The sequence below is a fragment of the Ferrimonas futtsuensis DSM 18154 genome (genome assembly GCF_000422645.1).
Classification (GTDB): domain Bacteria; phylum Pseudomonadota; class Gammaproteobacteria; order Enterobacterales; family Shewanellaceae; genus Ferrimonas; species Ferrimonas futtsuensis.
This window is the reverse complement of record NZ_AUGL01000024.1, coordinates 44,569-65,209: the sequence shown is the minus strand read 5'-3', so window position 1 is coordinate 65,209 and position 20,641 is coordinate 44,569. Positions and strand designations below refer to the sequence as shown.

Genomic DNA, 20,641 nt, shown 5'->3' with positions numbered 1-20,641 from the left:
TGATGCCGGTTCATCCCCGAAAGGACTGCCCATAGACTTGCGGCACACTCCCCCAACTCGAGGCTTTGATGAATCGCCCTTCCTCTTCCGTCACCGCGGTAACCCTGTGCCTGGGCCTGCTGCTGCAGGGGTGCACCCCACAGGCCCCTATCGTCGCCGATAAAACGCCACGCCCGGTCAGGGCCGTGGTGCTGTCCCAACCTCAGTCCATGGAGCTGGTCTCCCTGCCCGCCACCCTGGAGCCGGCAGAACAGGCTGAACTGGCCTTTCGGGTTGCCGGGCCGGTGCAGAGTGTCCTGGTTCACCAGGGCCAGCGAGTTCGCAAAGGCGAGGTATTGATGCACCTGGATCCCCACGACTTCGACGTGCAGGTCGCCGAATACCAGGCCCGTTTGGCGGAAGCCAGGGCCCAGGCCCGTCAGGCACAGCAGGAACACGCCAGGGTAGCGGCGGCAGACAACGACGATGCCATCGCCCGGGTTGAACTGGACCGGGCCAACACCGCAGTGGAGCGAACCGCCGCAGCGGTAACCATAGTCGAGCAGCGACTTCAGATGATGCAGGACGCCCTTGGCTACTCGGTACTGACCGCGCCCTTCGACGGTGTGGTGTCCCGGGTCAGCATCGAGGCCCATGAACAGGCGATCCCGGCGATGAGTGTGCTGACTCTTCATGGGGAAGCCGGCTATCAGATCAGGCTGGACCTGCCTGAACAACTGGCCCATCGCGCTGACATCGGCATGAAGGCGGCTCTGCGGCTCAACGATCATCCCGAGGAGTTCGAAGCAGAACTCGCCGAGATCAGCCACTCCGCCAGCCTGATGAGCCGCACCTTTCAGGTGACGGCCACCCTGGACCGCCAGCCCCAGGGGGCCTGGCCGGAGCAAACCGGCCTGATGACCCTGGCTCTGCCATTGGAACGACACCCTGGTTTCCTGCTGCCCAGCAGCGCTGTGCAGTCTCAGGAAGGCGCGGTCTACGTCTGCGTCATCGACAATGGCCGGGTGGTAAGAACTCCGGTCGAGGTGGTCGGCTATCAGCGCGATCAGCTTCAGGTGCAGGGCCCGCTGCACCAGGGCGACGTGGTGATGATATCCGGCGCCCCCTACTTCGACGACGGTGCACAGGTGGGTGACGTCCTGCTGGGTGATCGCCAGGTTGAGCTGTGAGGGTGCCGAGCATGAATTTCGCTTCCATCGCCATCAACCGGCGCTTTTTCACCAGTTTCATCACCACTCTACTCTGCCTGATGGGCCTCTATGGCTACTTTGCCCTGGGCAAGCTGGAGGATCCCGCCTTCACCGTCAAAACCGCCGCGGTCGTAACCCTCTACCCCGGCGCCAGTGCCGAGGAGGTGGAGCTCAGGGTCACCGATGTCATGGAGCGCAAGCTGCAGGAGATGGGGCGTCTGTGGAAGCTGCGCTCGGTCAGTCGCCCCGGCCAATCGATGATCTTCGTCGATCTGGTGGAAACCACCACCGGGGAGCAACTGCCCCAACAGTGGGATCTGCTCAGGCGCAAGGTCAATGACGTCAAGTTGGCGCTGCCCCTCGAAGCCCAAATTTCCGTGGTGGTGGATGAGTTTTCCGAAGTGTTTGGCATGATGTTCGCGGTCACCGGCGATGGCATTCCACCCCGGGAGCTCAACCACTACGCCCGGCTGTTCCAACGCCAGCTGAACGCGGTGGATGGCGTCAACAAGGTGACTGTCCAGGGTCTGCATGAGCGGGCGGTCTTTATCGAGATCGATGAAGCCCGCCTGGCCAGATACCAGATGACCCCAGCTCAGCTGCTGGACCAGCTCTACAGCCAGAGCCTCATCAGTCACCCCGGGCAATTGACCCTGGGCTACGAGCGGGTTCGCCTCAGCCATGCGGACACCCTGGACTCGGTGGAATCGATGAACGCGTTGATCTTGCGCGCCGGAGCCGGCCCCGTGGAGAACCAGAGATTCAAGCTGGGAGACGTCGCCGACCTCTTCGAAGCCGACAGCGAGACGCCCCTGGTGATGAACCGGTTCAATGGCCAGCGGGCGATCACCCTGGCGGTGAACCCCAAAGATGGCCTCAACGTCGTCGCCATAGGCGATAGCCTCAAAGAGGCAATGGCCGAGTTTGAGTCGCGGATGCCCGCCGGCGTCAAGGTGCACACCATCGTATTCCAGCCCGATGAGGTGCAGAAGTCGGTCAATAACTTTACCGGCAACCTGCTGAGCGCCGTGGCCATCGTGGTGGTGGTGCTGTGGATCTTCATGGGCTGGCGAAGCGCCACCATAGTCGGCACCAGCCTGGGGATCACCCTGCTGCTGACCCTGGTCTATATGCTGATTGCCGGCGTCGACCTGCACCGGGTTTCCGTCGGTGCCTTTATCCTGGCCCTGGGGATGCTGGTGGACAACGCCATCGTCATCACCGATCTCTACATCGCCAAGGTTCGCACCGGCGTCGAGCGCAGGGTCGCGGCCACCCAATCGGTGACCGAGACCCAGCTCCCCCTTCTGGCCGCCACCCTGATCGCCGTGGCGGCCACCTCACCAGTGCTGTTCAGCCAGACGGCGGCGGCAGAGTTCGCCATCGACCTGTTCAAAGTGATGGCTTCCTCCCTGCTGCTGAGTTGGGTGGTGGCGGTGACCGTGACCCCACTGATGTGCTGGGCCTTCTACCAACCCGCCGACGATGCCGCTGGGGTGCCTACCTGGCAGGGCACGGCCCGAACTGCGATCACCTGGATCCTCAACAACCGCAAAACCGCGCTTAGCGTGATTGGCGGCGCCCTGGTGGTCACCGCCGTGCTCAGCACCAAGGTAGTGCTGAATTTTATGCCCGGTTCCGACAGAGCCATCACCTTCGTGGATTACTGGCTTCCCCAGGGGGGCGACATCAACCAGACGGCGGCGGACATGGCCAAGATCGAGGCCTGGTTGCTGGAGCAGCCCGAGGTCAACAGCATTGCCAGCTTCATCGGCGGCGGTGCCCCCAGGTTCACCGTGACCTACGAGCCCGAGCCCAACGATCCCGCCTACGGTCAGATCCTGGTTAATCTGGACAGTTATGAGCAGATTCCTCAGCTGCGCCGTCGGGGCAACGCCTACCTCAAGGCCCACTTTCCCCATGCCGAGCCCAGGTTCCGTCCCCTGAAGCTGGCCACCGTGGACAAGTTCAACATCGAGGCCCGATTCAGCGGCCCGAATCCCGAAGTGTTGCGCCAGCTGTCCAGTCAGGCCAAGGCGATCATGAACGCTCACCCCAACCTGACGTACGTCCGGGATGACTGGCGCCAGCCCTCCAAGGTATTGGTCCCCATATTCAATCAGGACAGGGCACGGCTCACCGGTGTTAGCCGTAACGACGTCAACATCGCCCTGGCGCGGGCCACCGATGGCTTTATGGTCACCAGCCTCTATCAGGGTCGTGACCGGCTGCCGGTGCTGCTGCGAAGCCCCGAAGTGCGCAGAAACGACTTCAGCTCTCTGCTGACTCTGCCGGTCACCCCTTTGCTGGGCAACCATGTTGTGCCTCTGGGTCAGGTGGTGGACGGCTTCCAACTGCAGTTCGAGGAGGGGCAGATCTGGCGCCGGAACCGGCAGAGAACCATGACGGTGCAGGCCGACGTGGAGGGGGTTTACGCCTCCCAGGCCCGGCTGGAAATCGCCGACAAGATTGAAGCCATACCCCTGCCCGAGGGCTACCACATGGAGTGGGGTGGCGAGTTCTACGACGAAGACAGATCGGTTCGGGATATCTTCGCTCAACTGCCGAAAGCCGGTGTCTTCATGCTGATCCTGATGGTGGCCATGTTCAACGGGTTGAGGCAGCCCGCCGTCATCGCACTGACCATTCCGCTGGCTTCCATCGGTGTGGTTCCCATCATGATGCTGTCGGCCAAGCCCTTCGGCTTCATGTCCATCGTGGGCACCATCGCCCTTACCGGGATGATCATCAAAAACGGCATTGTGTTGATGGATCAGATCAACCTGGAGTTGGCAAGAGGGCGTTCCGCCTTCGATGCCCTGGTGGAATCTGCCCTCAACCGGACTCTGGCCATCAGCATGGCGGCCCTGACCACGGTGCTGGGGATGATTCCCCTTTGGTGGGATCCGCTGTTCGGCCCCATGGCCGCCACCATCATCGGCGGCCTGAGCCTGGCCACCTTCCTGACCCTGCTGATTATGCCGGTCATCTATGCGGTGCTCTATAAGGTGCCCACCCAAGAGGAACAACGCGATGCGTAAGTACTTACTCCCCCTGCTGCCCCTGATGCTAGGCGGCTGCGCCGTGGGGCCCCAGTACCAGGCTCCGGACGCCCCGAGCTGGCAGCCGGCGCAGTGGCAGGCATCCGCCGCCACCTCGGCTCAGCAGGCGGATCTGCACTGGTGGACCCAGTTTGAGGACCCCACCCTGGATCACCTGGTCAGCCGAGCGCTCTCCGACAACCTGACGGTGCTCGCCGCTCAGGAGCGGGTTAAGCTGGCCCGCAGCTACCGACAGGCGGTCTCCGCCACCAGCCTACCCCAGGTGGGCCTGGGGGCGGGCTATGTGGCCGGACAACTCAGTGAACAGGGGCCCATAGGCGGGCCGCTGCGTAACCCCAGTGTGGGAGGCCAGCCCCTGGGCTTCCCCCTGGCTTCCCGCCATCTGGACGCCACCTATCTGGGACTGGGGGTCGCTTGGGAGCCGGATCTCTTCGGCAAGACCGCCAGTCTGATCGACGCCAGCGATGCCAGGGCCGAGCAGGTGGCGATCATCGCCGACGGCACCCGGTTGATGGTGGTCAGCGCCGTCGTCAACAACTATCTGCAGCTGCGCAGCGCCCAGGAACAACACACACTGCTCAGGGCTCAGCTGGCCGACCTGGAGCAGATTCAGCCCAGAATCGACAGCCTTAAGGCCCACGGCCTCACCTCCAGCTCTGAAGCCGCTCGGGTGGCGGCGCAGCGCGAAGCAGTAGCAGCGTTGCTGCCTCAGTTGGATAGCGTCATCGAGGTCCACGGCCGCCGCCTGGCGATCCTGCTCAGCCAACCCTCGGGCAGCCTGCTCAACGAGCTCAGGCAAGCCGCTCCCCTGCCTCAGATCCACCGGGTGATCCCCATAGGCTTACCTTCCGAGCTGCTGCAGCGCCGCCCCGACATCCGCCTGGCGGAAAGGCAGATGAAGGTCGCCAACGCCGAACTGGGCGTCGCCATGGCCCGCCGCTACCCCAGCTTCTCCCTCACCGGTACTCCCGGGGTGGTGGCCAGCGACTTCAGCGATCTGTTTGCCAATGGCAGCAGCGCCTGGAGCTTTGGTGCTGGCATGAACTGGGCCCTGTTCGACGGTGGGCTGAGAGAAGCGATGGAGGCCGTGGCCGAGTCTCAGGTGAACATCGCCGCCCTGGACTATCAGCGTACCCTGCTCGGCGCCTTCTCCGAAGTGGAGACCCTGCTCAGCGCCTATGGCTACAGTGAGCAGAACCTACAGGCCCTGATCCGCTCCCGGGACCAGGTGGCACAGGCGGTATCCCGTACCCAGAGCCTGACAGACTCGGGCCTGGCAGGGACCCTGGATCTGCTCAAGGCCAGGGCCTCGCTGCACCAGGCCAACGCAGCGTTGGTTCAGGCCAGGACCCGGCATGGGCAGCTGGTGGTGGCCCTGTACCAGTCTCTCGGAGGCAGTTGGTCAGAAAGTTGAGGTAGGCGGCGTGCCGGCCCTGCCGGTACGCCCAGATTCAGGGTACACTTAAACCAAGGAACGTGACTCAAGAGACCCTCTAATGGAAAAATGGCAAGCTTGGCTGCTGATCGCCCTGATCCTCGGCGTCATCGTCAGCAACATCATGGTGCTCAAGTACACCGCCAACTACAAGATGCCCCAATTTGGCAAGCCCAACCTGCCCAAGGCCCCCCGCAACAAAGGCGAAGACGCCGACGGCGACACTAGCGACGACGGCGACGCCACAGACAAGCCAGGGCAATAACCAGTCCCCATCCAAATGCGAATGCACTGCCGCCACCGCCACTGTCGGGCGGTACGCTAACCGGGGGTACCAAGGACACCGTTGCCTGGCTGGTCAGCCCACCTGGGGCGGTCAGCATCAGAGTCAGGTTTCGGGACACCCCCAGGTCGAAGGTCACCAGATTCACGGTGCGATTCAACTGACCATCGGCGAAACTCACCGGCAGATTCAGCGCAGTGTAATCCCTTCCCGCCTGGGCGCTGCCATCCCGGGTCTCAAGTTGTACCGTCAAGGGACCGCTGCTGCCCCCTTCCCGGTTCAGGACTATGGCCAGCACCTGACCCGAGGTCACCTGATAGCTGGCTTGGCTGAACACCGCGGTGCCGGTGGCACCAACACTGCTGTCGATGACCTGAACCGAATGCTGATCCCGCCCCAGGGCCACCCCGCCCGGCCACAGCAGCCGGGCCGTCAGGGTGCGATTGCTCTGAGCACTGTCCGGGGCCACCTGAAGGCTCACCGTAGTGCGCTCAACACCAGCCTGGAATGTCAGCGGCAGTAAGCGTTCACTTCCATCCACGCTCACCAGCAGGGTGGCGGCAGCCCGCCCCTGGGTATCACTGCGGCTGACCCCAAGCTCAAACGCTTCCCCCTCCTCTACGGACGAAGGAGAGCTGTCCAGATCCAGGGTACCCCGTATCGCCACCGGGGCAGCCTGGGTCCCGATAAACTCGGCAGACTCGTTCAGGGTACGGCCATTGTCCGCTTCGACCGCATCGCCACAGCCCAGAGGTGAACTCAGCAGAGGCGATGAGAAGCTCGGCAAGGTACTGGGGGAAACGAAGGACCACATCACGGTGCGGCCAAAGCCGCAGTCGAAAGCATGGCTGTAGGGAAACAGGGCGCTGTCGTTGCCCTCGTGCCCGGCGCCGAAGTTATGACCAATCTCGTGGGCCGCCACAGAGTTGCGAATGCTGTCGGACAGCCCGTTGTAGGTCACCACGGAGTGCCGCCCGGGCAAGAAGGCGATGCCGGCGGCATCGTCCATCTCGGGCACAAGCAGCATTCCCAGATCGGCACCATAGTGGAGATTGAGGGCATCATTCACCTCATCCAGCTGACTGAAGTCGGTCACCAGAGCGTCGGCAGCCCCCTGCTCGCTCAGGGTACTCAGGGGAATGATCCCCTTCAGCTTGATCTCTACCGCCACCTGGGAGTTTTCCATATAGGTGTTGGTGGCTGACACCATGGCGTTGACCATGGCTTGCAGTTCCCCATAGTTTGGGTAGGGCTGAGCCCAATCCGGCAGCCACACCAGCATATCCACCTCCCGGGCGCCGGGCAGCGCCAGTGGGGTGACCATCCGGTTGGCTCTGAACGTCTCCAGCTCAGCGGCCATCTGTGGGTTCCACAGGCCGTCGCTGCCCATGGACACAGGCTCGGCAACCACGGCGGTCGTCGCCAACATCAGCCCGGCCAAGCCGGAAAGTCTCGTGATCATGCCCTTCCCCTTTTTGCTCCTGTTTTCCTTAAGGCTAGTCTATGCCTCTGACCTTAGTGCCCTTTTTGTTGCAATAGCCAGGCAAGAACTAAAGGATTGACCGAAAAGGAAAACGCCACCTGACGGTGGCGCTTGGTTGTTCATCTTTGGACTCGGCAACTCGGCTGATAATGACGCCGAGCTGCCGGTGGCCTGCCTTACTCGCCGCTGCGCCGTTTGAGCAGGTAGAGATCCTCCTGGGCCAGCTCCTCATCCAGCTGCCTGGCGACAAACTCCGGCGAGGTGGTGTAGCGGGCCAGCAAATTGTAGATCACCGGAATCACCAGCAGGGTGAACAGGGTGGCCACCAGGATGCCGGAGAGCACCACCACGCCGATCACAAAGCGGGTTTCGGAGCCGGCCCCGGTAGCCAGCACCAAGGGCACCGCTCCGGCGGCAGTGGTGATGCCGGTCATCATGATGGGGCGCAGACGTTGTACCGCCGCCTCGATGATCGCCTCCTCAAACTTGATCCCCTGATCCCGCAGCTGATTGGCAAACTCCACGATGAGAATGCCGTTTTTGGCCGCCAGCCCCACCAGCATGATCACCCCAATCTCAGAGTAGATATTGAGGCTCTGGCCGGTAAAGTAGAGGCCCAGCAAGGCGCCCAGAGTCGCCAGGGGAACCGTCAGCATGATCACCAGGGGGTGAATGTAGCTTTCAAACTGGGCTGCCAGCACCAGGAACACCACCACCAGGGCCAGGGCAAAAACAAACACCACCGCATCGCCGGATTCCTGATAGTCCTGAGAAGCGCCTTTGTAACTGACCACCGCATCCACCGGCAACAGCTCATCCACCAGGCCGCTGAGGTAACCCAGCGCATCCCCCAGGGTGTAACCATCGGCCACGTTGGCCTCCAGGGTAATGGCGCGCATCCGGTTGTAGCGGTTCAGCCTGGGGGCATCGGCGTACTCCTCTACCGACACCAGATTCGCCAGGGGGATCAGCTCACCGGAAGAGGCGGAGCGCACATAGAGGTTGGAGAGATCCGACGCGGTATTCTGATTCTCCCTCTGCCCTTCGATGATGACATCGTACTCCTTGCCCTGCTGTTCGAAGGTGGTCACCAGGCGCGAACCCAGCATCGACTCCAGAGTCCGCCCGATGGTGCTGACGGACACCCCCAGGTCTCCGGCCCGGTCGCGGTCGATCACCACCCGAAGCTGTGGCTTGGTCTCCTTGTAGTCGTGGTCCAGTCCCACCAGCATGGGGCTGTCCTTGGCGGCCTCCATGATCTGGTCACGCCACTGGGCCAGCTGTTCATAGCTGCCACCGCCGATGACAAACTGCACCGGCTTGCCCACCCCGCGGCCGAAGGCCTGACGCATGATGGGGAAGGCACGGACGCCGCTGAGATCCGACAGGCGGCTGCGAATATCGGCCATGATCTCAAAGGCGCTGCGACGCTGGCCCCAGTCCTCCAGGTTGATGATGGCCATGCCGCCGGAGAAGTCCGCCACCCGACCCCAGCCCCGCGGGGCACGAATCAGCAGGCGCTTGATCTCTCCGGACTCCACCATGGGCATCAACCGGTGCTCAATCTCATCCATGTAGTCCTTCATAAAGGAGTAGCTGGCCCCCTGTGGGCCGTTGATGATGATGAACATGGAACCCCGGTCCTCCCTGGGAGCAAACTCAGAGGGCACCTTGGTAAACAGGAAGGCGCTGCCCGCCATGGCGGAGACGATGATGGCCACCACCAGCACAGGGTGAGCCACCCAGCGCTTGAGAGAGTCCCGGTACTGTGACTTGAGCCACTCCATCGCCTGATCCACCTTGCGCACCAGCCAGGGATCTTCTGAGGCGGGCTTGAGCAGCTTGGAACACATCATCGGACTCAGTGACAAAGCGATCAATGAGGAGAAGGCCACCGCCGCACTCATGGCGATGGAAAACTCCCTGAACAGCTTGCCCAGGTCCCCTTCGAGGAAGCCGATGGGCATAAACACCGAGATCAACACCAGGGTGGTCGCGACAACGGCGAAAGCCACCTGGCGCCCGCCGAGGAAGGCGGCTTTGAGCGGCGACTCCCCCTCCTCCACCCGGCGGTGGATGTTCTCCAGCATCACGATGGCGTCATCCACCACCATGCCGATGGCCAGAATCAGCGCCAGCAGGGTCAGCAGGTTGATGGTGAACCCCAGGGCATAGAGCACTACGAAGGTGGCCAGCAGAGACACAGGCACGGTGACCGCCGGGATCAACATCGCCCGGACGCTGCCCAGGAACAGGTAGATCACCACAATCACCAGCAACATGGCGATGCCCAGGGTCTTGTACACCTCGTCGATGGAGGCCTGAACAAACACCGAGGCATCGTAGGAACGCTTGATCTCCATCCCTTCCGGCAGGGTGGGATTGAGCTCATCCACCAGGGCATTGACCGCCCGGGCCACCTCCAGGGTGTTGGCGGTGGACTGTCGGGTCACCCCCAGGCCGATCATCGACTCGGTGTTACCCCTAAAGCTGATGCGCTCCTCCTCGGAGGCCAGCTCCACATGAGCCACGTCCGCCAGACGAATCAGGTAGCCGTCCATGCCGCGGCCCACCACCAGCTGGGAGAAATCCTCCGGCGCCAGGAAGCTGCGCTGCACCCGCACCGAAAAGTGGCGGTTTTCCGACTCGATGCTGCCCGCCGGCAGCTCCACATTGTCGGCGCGCAGGGCGGATTCGATGTCGGTCACCGTCAGGTCCCGGGCCGCCAGGGCCTGGCGGTCCACCCAGATGCGGATGGCGTACACCTTGCCGCCGCCGACCCGGATGTTGGCCACCCCGTCGATGACACTGAGTCTGTCCACCAGATAGCGACGGGCGTAATCGGTCAGCTGCAGGGTGTCCATTCGGGAGGACTGCAGGTTGAGCCACATGATCACTTCAGAACTGCCGGAGGCCTTCTGCACCTCGGGGGGATCCGCCTCCTCCGGCAGATTGTTCAACAGTCCGGAGACCCGGTCGCGCACGTCGTTGGCGGCAGCGTCGATGTCCCGCTCGATGTTGAACTCCAGGGTCACCGAAGAGCGGCCATCCCTGGAGGAGGAGGAGATGTTCTTGATCCCTTCGATGCCGGCGATGCGGTCCTCGATGATCTGGGTGATGCGGGTCTCCACCACGGCAGCAGAGGCGCCCCGGTAGTTGGTGGAGATCTCCACCACCGGCGGATCGATGTTGGGGTACTCCCGCAGCGGCAGCTTGTCGAAGGAGACCAGGCCGAAGGCGATCAGCAGCAGGCTGATCACCGAGGCAAACACCGGTCTCTTGACGGACAGATCGGTCAGCAGCATTACTCGGCACCCCGCACAGTGAAGGGCTCACCGCTGCGGGTGTTCACCTCCTGTCCCGGGCGCACCTTCATGATGCCTCGGGTCACCACGGTCTCACCGGCATCGACGCCGGAGAGTATCTCCGCCCGCCCCCGGGTGCGCAGGCCGACTTCCACCTGACGTTGCTCGATGCGGTTGTCCGGCGTCACCACAAACAGATAGTGGCGCTGCTGCAGGGGAATGATCGACTCTTCGGGCACCACCAGGGTATCCCGCTGTTCGGTAATCAGCTTAAGGGTCATCAACATGCCGGGACGCAGGGCCAGATCCAGGTTGTCGATGTTGGCCCGCACCACCACAGCCCGGGTCACCGGATCCACCCGGCTGTCGACGCTGACCACGGTGCCGGTGAACACCCGCTCGGGGAAGGCGGCCGCGGTCGCTTCGACGTTGCGACCTGGATTGAGCTGGGCCAGGAAACGCTCAGGCACCGGGAAGTCCAGCTTCACCACCTGGATGTCATCCAGGGTAGTCACCTCGGTGCCTGGGGTGACCAGGGTACCTGGGCTGACTTCACGAAACCCCAGGACACCGGAGAAGGGGGCACGCAGGTAGCGGGCATCCAGTTCCGCCTGGTACTGCGCCAGGGTCGCCTTGGCCACATCGACCGAGGTGGCCAGCCTGTCGAGTTCGGAGCTGGCAATGGTCTTGGCCAGAACCAGGTCCTTGATGCGATTGTATTCCCTTTGCTGCTCCTGCAGGTTGGCCCGGGCCGCACGCAATTTGGCTTGCTGCTCGCCGTCGCTCAGGGTCAGCAGCAGGGTGCCGGCTTCCACCCGTTGGCCGTCATCGAAGTGGACCGCCTCCACTTTTTCGGTCACCTTCACCGACATCACCACAGACTCACGGGCCTTGACGGTGCCCAGGGCCTCCACCTCACGGCGCATCGACTCGGCCGCCACCTGGGTCACCACCACGGAGGGGGTGCCCCTGGGTTTGCCCCGGGCTCCCTCGCCCTTGCTGGTCTCTTTGTGATAGATCGCCCCCGCCACGCCCAGCGCGAAAACGATTCCGGCAACTATGGTTTTTTTCATTATCTCTTGCCTAGTTGATTGCTTACAGCCCTCCTGCGGGGCTTTGCCCTATAGGGTACCAAGCCGTCCAGCTTGAGCCATCCACTGTTGGCTTTAAGATGTGATTCAATTGGTAACCAACTGTGACAGTGGCCACACAATGTTGACAATCAAGATACGCACAAGACTCCGAGTCGGATGTGGGCCCGGCAAACGCCGGACCCGGTGTGTCACTGACTGATTGAGTTACAGGCGGAAGCGGCCCACCAGTTGCTCCAGCTGCTGAGCCTGATCGGACAGAGCCTGACTGGCCCCCGCCATCTCTGCCGCCGCCTGGGTGGCGCGCTCGGTACCGTCATTGATGTTGGTGACATGGTCGGTGATCTGAGTGACCACACTGGATTGCTCCTCGGTGGCCGTCGCCACCTGCAGGTTGAGATCGGCGATGGCCCGAATCTGCTCGGCAATCTGTGCCAGCGAATCGCCGGTACGGGCCGCGGCTTCGGTACCGGCACCCGCCTGGGCCCGGCCGCTGTTGACCGCTTCCACCGCCCGGCGTGCTTCGGTCTGCAGTGAGGTGATCATCTGTTGGATCTCCTCGGTGGATTCATTGGTACGCTGTGCCAGGTTACGCACCTCGTCGGCCACCACAGCAAATCCCCTGCCCTGCTCGCCGGCCCGTGCCGCCTCGATGGCAGCGTTCAGCGCCAGCAGGTTGGTCTGTTCGGAGACCGAGCGGATCACCTCCAGCACGGCGCCGATCGCCTCACTCTGATTGGCCAGCTCCTCAATCACCTCGCCGGCCCGCTCCATCTCCTCGGCCATGGTGGCGATGGTACGGCTGGAGTCCTCTACCACGGTGATGGCATCGCCGGTTTCCCGGTTGGCACGCTCGGCGACGTCGGCCGCTTCCGCAGCATTTCGAGCGATCTCGCCAATGGTCAGCCCCATCTCCTCGATGGCCGAGGCGGTCACCAGGGTCTCATCCCGCTGCCGTTCACTCTCCACTCGGCCGGTTTCGGCGCTGGCAGAAACCTCGGTCGCCGCCGTGCGCAGCAGGCTGGAGGTCTGGGCCACATCGGCAATGGCATGACGAATCTTGCCAATAAAGCCATTAAAGCCATTGCCCACCCTGGCCAGTTCATCCTGGCCCTGGTCACGAAGACGGTGACTGAGATCGCTCTCGCCCTGGCCCATCTCCTGAAACACACCGGCCAGAGCGTTGATCGGCCGCGACAGTGAGTTGGCCAGCAACACGCCCAGGCCACCGAAGACCAGCAGCACCCCCAGGGCACAAAGGATGATGTAGTTGCGGGATTCATTCAGGCCGGCATAGAGCTCCGCCTTGGGTACCTCAGCCACCACGTACCAGCCCAGGCTGTCCACATAACTGGCCGCGATGATCACCGCATCATCCTCAACAAAGGCAAAGGACTGCCTTTTCAACAACTGCGACCAGTTCACATCGCCGTGCAGCTCCGCCAGAGACAGAGCCTGACCCGGCTTCTTTTCCGGATGAACCATCGCCTGCCCCTGGCCATCAACCAGGTAGACAAAGCCAGACTGCTCGATACGGAACTGACGGAGATAGTCGAGCATGTCGTCGAAAGAGCGAGAGATGCCGGATGCGCCGCGGCCGTCCAGTAGCTGATAGTTGACGAATAGGTCGCTGTTGCCCTCGGGGTAGGTATAGATGCTGACTTGTGAGGCACTGCCGCTGTCACGGAAGGCGAAGAACCAGCCATCCAGATTGTCGTTGTTCAGACGCCTCAGGAAACCATCCTGATTCCAATAATCGGCGGTCTGACGATCGGCAAAGCTGACGTTACTCAGGTTGTACTGTTTAGCCACACTGCCGAGGCTGGCCACCAGATGGCGCTCCTCTTGCGGAGAAAGACCGCCGTCGAGGGCGTCGAGGACGGACTGGTTGGCTGCGATGGTGTAGGAGATGGCACTCATCATGCTGATCTCTCGATCGATGGCGTTGCGCACCCGCTGAACCAGGTTGGGCAGTTCGGATTGCTGCATCCTCTCTACCAGCAGTTTACGCGCCTCCCACTGGCTGATAATGCCAATGACCAGGGTGGATGCCAGTACCGACAGCAGCACCATCATCATCAGGCGGCTGCGAATGGTCAGCTGGTTCAGTTTCATCGTTCTCCTCCGGGGGGCACGTCGACCGGTGCCAAACATGTGACGCGTAGCGTCATTGGGAATTAATATTCAGATGGGGGAGATTATGTACTTTTATTACAAATTTGGAAGCGCGACGCGATTAAATTTCGACTGGACTGACTTGTTTTTGATCATTTTTCACCAAAACCTCAAACGAATGTAATTTAACATCATTTCATGGCACAGCTTTCCACTGATTCAGTCCGGGCTTAGATAGAGAAAAGGCCCCAGATGGGGCCTTTGTCGAATCGCAGACTACAGGGAGTAATCAAAGGTCAGGTAGTAGAAGCGCCCCACGTTGTCATACCCAGCCATGCCGGTCACATTGCCCATGGAGTGACCCGGCAGGTCACGGTCAAACAGGTTATCGACCCCCAGGCCCAGTCTCACGCCGTTGTCCCAGGTGTAGTGCATCAGTACGTCGTTCACCACATAGGTGCCGTAGCTCATGATGGTTGAGTAGGGTTTGGTGAAATCATCATTAAACTGTGGGGTGTAGACATCCACGCCATCCATATAGCGCAGCGTCCAGGCGACACCCCAGTCACTGAGGCTGTAGGTGGTGATCAGGTTCGCCTGCCACTTGGCGTAATCCGGAGTACCGGCGAACTCCTCCTTGACCGCCGGGTCGTCCTGAAAGGCATACTCGTTGCGTCCAATCAGGTAGGTGCCAACCAAGCTGGTGCTCAGGTCCCCCTCACCCAGCGCGGTGTCGTAACCGATCTCAAAGTCCACACCTGACGCTTCCTGCTTGGCCACATTGGTGTAGGTGTTGACCAGATGGGTCAACTCATGTGTCACGGGATCACGACTGAGCAAGTCGCAGTATGGGTTGTCTGTGCCGGTGGGGTTGTCCAGACAGCGATCGATGATCTTCTGCGCCCCCACCTTGGCGATGGCATCGGTGATCTCGATGTCCCAGTAATCCAGGGTAAGGGTCAGAGAGTCGATAAAGCCGGGTTGGTACACCAGGCCGGCGGTGAAGCTTCGGGATTCTTCGGGTTCCAGCTTGTCGTTACCGCTCTCAACCCCCTTGAGGTCCACGGTGTCATAGTCAGAATCAAAATCGGCCGGCACTCCCAGGGAGGCGCAGTTACCGGCACGTATGGCACGCTGTTCCTCGGTCAGCTCGGCGAGGCGGCTCGCCTTGCAGCTGTCATTGATGGGGTAGTAGCCGTCTTTCTCCGCCCCGGCAAACTCACCCAGGCTGGGCGCCCTAAAGGCGCTGGAGAGGGTGGTGCGTACCCTGAGGTCCTTCACAGGCACCCAGCTCAGTCCCAGCTTCCAGCTGGTGGTGTCGCCCGAACTGGAGTAGTTGGAGTAGCGCGCGGCCAGATCCATTTCCAGAGATTCCACACCGGGTTGATCGGCCACCAGCGGCAGGCTCAGCTCCGCGTACACCTCGGACACATCGTAGTGCGCATCTTCGTTGGCGTAGGCGGGGAAGAAGGTATCGCCCGAGGCGGCCAGCTCATCCTCTCGGGTCTTCATGCTCTCCTTGCGGTACTCTGCCCCCGCGGCAAAACCGGCCTCTCCCGCAGGCAGTGCAAACCAGGCCGGATTGGTCACAGACGCGCCCAGCACGGTCTGCTGCAGCACCGCATTCATCACCGAGGTAGTGCTGATGTAATCGCGCATCTCGGGGGTGATGGAGCCTTCACCAAAGAGGTTCAGAGCAACACAGCCCTCGGCCCGGTCGGCCTCGGAACGGCACACCGCTTCACCGTCGACCAGCACCGAATCCACGGCCTTGGCAAACCTGGAGTTGACCAGGTTGTTGCCGTTCTCCCGGCGCAGATCGGACTGACCAAAGAGACCAAAGGCGTCCAGCTCCCAGCCATCGACCAGCTCCCCCTTCACGCCCAGCACATATCGTTGAACCGTGCGCTCATTCTCCTCACTGCGCGGCCCCAGGTCGTTCAGGAAGCGGTTGAGCATGATGCTGCCCAGCCCGTTCTGATCCATCAGCTGACCCAGGTCGGCGCCGATGAAAGCGTTGTCACGCTGGAGCTGCAGGTTGCCGAGGAAGAACGCCGGTGGCCCCGCATAGTGGGCGTCGGTTCGAGACCACTTGGCCTCCAGGTAGGCCTCCATCTCATCGCCCAGACCGTAGTGGCCCTTGAAGTTGGCGGTGACGCTGTCCAGCTTGGGCTGCAGGGTTTCCCATTGACGCAGGTTCTCGTAGTAGTTGCAGGAGGCGCCGCATTTCAGGCCCTCCGCCTCGTCGCCGGTGTCGATGGTCACCAGGGAGCCATCGTCGGCAAAGGTGTAGCTGTCGCCAAGGCCGTGCCAGGGGCCGAACACCACTCCGGCATTGTTAACCCCGTAATAGCCCCCCTGAACCCAACGCTCCACGGTGTCGGTGCCGGTCATGGTGGTCCAGGAGTCCTCAGTCGCCTCCCTGTCCAGGGCGCCCAGCTTGGACTGACCGGCGTACTCCAGAGACAGGGCGGCATTGCCCCGGCCGTCATCAAAATCCTGGCCGTAGGAGAGGGAGAACTTTCGGGTATTAAAGTCGCTGTCATCCGCGCTACCGGCAATGGCTCGCAAGGTCAGCCCCTGGAGATCACGCTTCAAACGGAAGTTCACCACACCGGTGACCGCGTCGGCTCCGTAGATGGCCGAGGCTCCGCCGGTGATGATCTCCACGCTCTCCACCCACTCCAGAGGAATGGTGTTGATGTCCACCCTGGAGTCACCGACACTGCTGGAAACGTGGCGTTTGCCATCCACCAGCACCAGGGTGCGTTCCGAGCCCATGCCCCTGAGATCCAGTACGCTCAGTCCGCCACCGCCGACATCCACGGTGGAGCTGGCCAGGGCACCGCTGCTGGCCAGGGCTGGCAGCTCGTTCAGGGCCTCGGCAATGTTCACCGCCCCGGTATTGATAAGGCTCTCCCCGGTCACCACGGTCACCGGCGTCGGGGTTAGGGTCCCCTCCCGGGCAATGCGGGTGCCCAGAACGGTAATGCGCTCTATCTCCGCCTCTGTCGCTGTCGCCACGCCACTGGTCAGGGTGGCAGTAATTAGGGTTGTGAATAATCCCGAGACCACGGCTCGAGAAACCACTGAACGCTTCATCAGCAAATTATCTCCGTCCGCCAGACAATGGCGGATAAAACATCAGTCTGTTCGCAACTCATCCGAAGAGGCCGAAAAGAGAGCCTTTTCAGAAAAGATGCGATCTAAAAAATTGGGGGCTATTTTCTCATGAAAGGAGTCACCGGCTAGGTGAAACCGTATGAGTGTGAGACCAAAATCAAAATATTATTCGAATAAAGTCATGCGGTTACATTTAGCTTGCATTTGAGTAACGTCGGTTGGGCCGCGCACATCAGCCTAAAAGCCTCGATGCACCTATTCCTGAGTAGGGGAGCTGTCAATCCTGCTCCATTGCGGACTCACCAGGGCACTGGCCAGCATTGGAAGCTGAGATGCGATTACTTGGATGGCAAGTGTGATGTTCTTACCCGCTGAACTTCTGAAGAGGTAAAAAAGGCGCGGTAACAACCGCGCCTTTTCTCGTACTTTACCTATTACAGGCGAACATTTACGCCCAGGTAGAAGCGACGACCAACCAAATCGTAGATTGGATTAGTGGTGTAACCTGGAGGCAGTTTGTCAAACAGGTTGCGGATACCACCTCTTACAGAAACAAACTCGTTCACGTGGTAGCTACCGCCCAGATCATGAGTGATCATGGTAGGTACGTGAGAAGGATCCAAATCTTCTGGCGAACCACCATTTGGTGATACGTCATAAGTTACGGAGCGATCAACGAAACGGGTAGACCAGTTAACAGTCAGGTCATCCCACTCATAGTTTGCGGTGAAGCGGAACTGCAGTTCTGGATCACCCACCTCTCCCTTCTCATTATTCACTTCATCAGGACGATCTTGGAACTCAAACTTTTCCAACTCCAGCAGCTTGTTACCTACCAAGCTCAGATCCAGTTCACCTGGACCAACTTCCATGGAGTAACTCGCCTGGAACTCGAAGCCACGGGTATTGTATGCAGCAGCATTCAGGTAACCGGAGCGAACCAGAGTAATATCAAAAGTATTGGGATCACGATCAACCTGAGAGCAGTAACCGGCGTCTGGGCCACCTGTGGCGTCGACACAGTTATCTACTACGTTCTGAGGTTGTACATAAACGATCGCATCTTCAATCTCGATGTCGTAGTAGTCCAGAGTAATAGACAGGTTCTCGACATAGTCTGGGCTCCAAACTACACCCACTGTCTTAGACTTGGAGGTCTCGGACTTCAGGTCTGGGTTTCCGCCGGACAGAGTATCTACACTCACATTATCGTTAGCTTCGAAGCCTGCGGGCATGCCCAGCGCGGTGCAGTTTGCCAGACGATCCGGATCATCACTGATATTATCTGAATCACAAGGATCGCTTACACGAGCAAAGCCTGGAGATTGTGGGTCAAAAGCTTCACCGATGTTGGGAGCGCGTACTGCCTCACCCAAAGTACCTCGGAAACTCAGGCCATCGAAGGGTGCGTAGAACACACCAAACTTCCAGGCATCCGCGTTACCAGCGTGGGAATAGTCAGCACCACGGAAAGCACCATCTACACTCAACTCTTCAATACCAGTCATGCCTTGAATCAGTGGCAAGTTAACCTCGATGAAGTACTCGGTAACGTCATACTCACCGTAGGAATCTGGAGTTGCAGCGCTGCCAACCAGGCCCGCTTTTGTAAACTCATCAGTAGTGGATGCTGAGGTCTCTTCTCGATATTCCCAGCCTACAACTACGTCTACAGGTCCGCCAGGCAGTTCAAACAGTTCACTGGAATCTGTGGCCAGAGTTGCCCCCATGACCTGCTGAGTGATTTTGTCGTTGCGAGTGACATCTGCAGACACAAAGTCGCGCGCTGCTTCAGAAGCCTGACCTAAACCAAAGGGGTTATAAGCCACGCACTGATCACCATTAACGGACGCGGGATCCTCATATCCATCAGGTTGCGCGCTGGCCAGTTGGCTTCTGCAAACGGCTTCGCCGGTTGCAGGATCAATGACAGAATCAACAGCGGCAACAAAGTTGTCGGGAATCAGGTCGTTAAGTGTCTTACGTTCGTTGCGGGTTTCACCCCATACGTAGAACACCTCGTAGTTAAAGTCGGTCTCGCTCAGAGTAAAGTCACCCTTAACACCGCTTACGAAGCGAAACAGGTCACGTTGGTTGTCTGCGGAACGATTTCCAAGCTCATCAAAGAACTTAGCCATGCTGACGGTAGTTTGACCAGCATCCAGCAGAGTCTTGCGCAGGGTTTCGTCCATGAACGCATTGTCTTCAACATTGATGCTGATGTTTCCGAAACGGAAAGACGGCTGGTACTGCTGTTTGATATCAGAGCTTACATACTTGAAATCACTGTAGAACTGAAGGTTATCAGTCAGATCGTAATTAAAAGTGGAGCCAACAGTGATTCTTTCAACACCAGGAATATAGTTCTCATAGCTTTCTGGATCGAAGCAGGTATCACATCCATTCGGGAAATTACCGAAAGCAAAGCTATTAGACTGGTCACGCTCAGTTTGCAACATTGGGTTGCCAGCGTCGTCGAAAGTCCATCGACCTGCAGCACCGCCAAATGGGTTGATAACACCAGTTGCATTGATCATCTCGGAGTATACACGAGGTACACGCAGACGATCTGGGATGCCATCATCTTCACCAGTGTCATTCGGGTTCTTAATGGTACCCCAACCATCCAGCTGCCGCAGGTCCTTGGACATCACTTCCTTCGTGCGATCGTAGTTCGCGAAGAAAGTGACGTTACCGCGGCCATCAGACAAATCGGCACCGCCGAGCAGGCTGATTTTATGGTCCTTTGTTCCAACACCTTCGGTAGAGTCGCCGTAAGCTACGTCAAACTCAAATCCTTCAAAGTTTTCCTTGAGGATGACGTTGACTACGCCAGATACGGCATCTGAACCGTAAATTGCAGAAGCTCCGCCAGTTACGATCTCTACACGCTCAATCAAAGCCGATGGAATAGTGGTCAAGTCAACCTGTGCAGAACCAGGCGCGCCGGCTACGTGGCGTTTGCCGTTGACCAGAACCAGAGTTCGGTTGGCACCAAGGCGACGCAGGTCAGCAGAGCTGATACCTGCAGAAGCATTGCTGTTGTTGTTACCTACGAGGGTGTCAGTCGCCCCAACAGAGGGCAGCTCAGCCAGGATAGAGCCCAGGTCAACGTTGCCGAATTTTGCAATTTCTTCGGAACCGATACTTACGATGGGCGCTGGTTGAGTAAATTCAGGGCGGGCGATTCGCGATCCAGTTACCTGAATACGCTCAACTTCATTCTCACTGCCTTCTTCTGCATAAGCCACATTGCTGATCAGGGTCGCGGAAGCCAGAGTACCCAGCATTGCTCCCTTCACGGCGCGTGACACAATTGATTGCATCATCATTCGAATAATATCTCCACTCTAGCGATTCTATTCGCTAATTCTTATGGGGTTTTGTTATTTTAAGGTTGCTCCAACCTCGCGATGATGCTGCATTTCACGCCGACAAGAGTCAATGACATTGATCACGCTCAAGTTTTTAACATATTGTTATATCCGTCACTCCATTGTAAATTCAGAAACTGACACTTACTGACAAATCAGGCCTCTAAGCCACAGTCACCA

At 59.9% G+C, this 20,641-nt stretch carries 10 protein-coding genes; 4 read left to right on the top strand and 6 right to left on the bottom strand.

What is annotated here, in order from left to right; genetic code table 11:
* Nucleotides 1-68 precede the first annotated feature (68 nt).
* The 4 genes from G505_RS0115145 (at nucleotide 69) to G505_RS21745 (ending at nucleotide 5,952) form a co-directional block, all read left to right on the top strand.
* Nucleotides 69-1,169, top strand: coding sequence for an efflux RND transporter periplasmic adaptor subunit (locus tag G505_RS0115145; RefSeq protein ID WP_028110318.1), 1,101 nt, complete (start codon nucleotides 69-71; stop codon nucleotides 1,167-1,169).
* Nucleotides 1,170-1,180: 11 nt separating this feature from the next.
* Nucleotides 1,181-4,231, top strand: coding sequence for an efflux RND transporter permease subunit (locus G505_RS0115140; RefSeq protein WP_028110317.1), 3,051 nt, complete (start codon nucleotides 1,181-1,183; stop codon nucleotides 4,229-4,231).
* Entirely contained in the window at nucleotides 4,224-5,666 is a 1,443-nt protein-coding gene (locus G505_RS0115135; protein WP_028110316.1) for an efflux transporter outer membrane subunit, read from the top strand. The genes G505_RS0115140 and G505_RS0115135 overlap by 8 nt, the downstream gene beginning before the upstream one ends.
* Nucleotides 5,667-5,748: 82 nt before the next feature.
* The gene (locus G505_RS21745; protein ID WP_035385465.1) at nucleotides 5,749-5,952 is read left to right on the top strand and encodes a DUF2897 family protein; all 204 of its coding nucleotides are present in this window, start codon (nucleotides 5,749-5,751) and stop codon (nucleotides 5,950-5,952) included.
* Here G505_RS21745 and G505_RS0115125 read toward each other — a convergent pair.
* The 6 genes from G505_RS0115125 to G505_RS0115095 form a co-directional block, all read right to left on the bottom strand.
* A complete protein-coding gene (locus G505_RS0115125) occupies nucleotides 5,912-7,432 on the bottom strand; it encodes a zinc-dependent metalloprotease family protein (protein WP_028110315.1) in 1,521 nt (506 codons plus the stop codon). The two genes, G505_RS21745 and G505_RS0115125, sit on opposite strands and share 41 nt — an antisense overlap.
* A 197-nt stretch (nucleotides 7,433-7,629) precedes the next feature.
* Nucleotides 7,630-10,758 (bottom strand): efflux RND transporter permease subunit, encoded by a 3,129-nt coding sequence (locus G505_RS0115120; protein ID WP_028110314.1) that lies wholly within the window; start codon nucleotides 10,756-10,758, stop codon nucleotides 7,630-7,632.
* Nucleotides 10,758-11,831 (bottom strand): efflux RND transporter periplasmic adaptor subunit, encoded by a 1,074-nt coding sequence (locus G505_RS0115115; protein WP_028110313.1) that lies wholly within the window; start codon nucleotides 11,829-11,831, stop codon nucleotides 10,758-10,760. Before G505_RS0115115 ends, G505_RS0115120 begins: the two co-directional genes overlap by 1 nt.
* Nucleotides 11,832-12,056: 225 nt before the next feature.
* The gene (locus G505_RS0115110) at nucleotides 12,057-13,964 is read right to left on the bottom strand and encodes a methyl-accepting chemotaxis protein (protein WP_028110312.1); all 1,908 of its coding nucleotides are present in this window, start codon (nucleotides 13,962-13,964) and stop codon (nucleotides 12,057-12,059) included.
* Nucleotides 13,965-14,240: 276 nt separating this feature from the next.
* The gene (locus G505_RS0115100; protein WP_028110311.1) at nucleotides 14,241-17,066 is read right to left on the bottom strand and encodes a TonB-dependent receptor domain-containing protein; all 2,826 of its coding nucleotides are present in this window, start codon (nucleotides 17,064-17,066) and stop codon (nucleotides 14,241-14,243) included.
* 455 nt (nucleotides 17,067-17,521) lie between these two features.
* The gene (locus G505_RS0115095) at nucleotides 17,522-20,419 is read right to left on the bottom strand and encodes a TonB-dependent receptor domain-containing protein (RefSeq protein ID WP_028110310.1); all 2,898 of its coding nucleotides are present in this window, start codon (nucleotides 20,417-20,419) and stop codon (nucleotides 17,522-17,524) included.
* Nucleotides 20,420-20,641 lie beyond the last annotated feature (222 nt).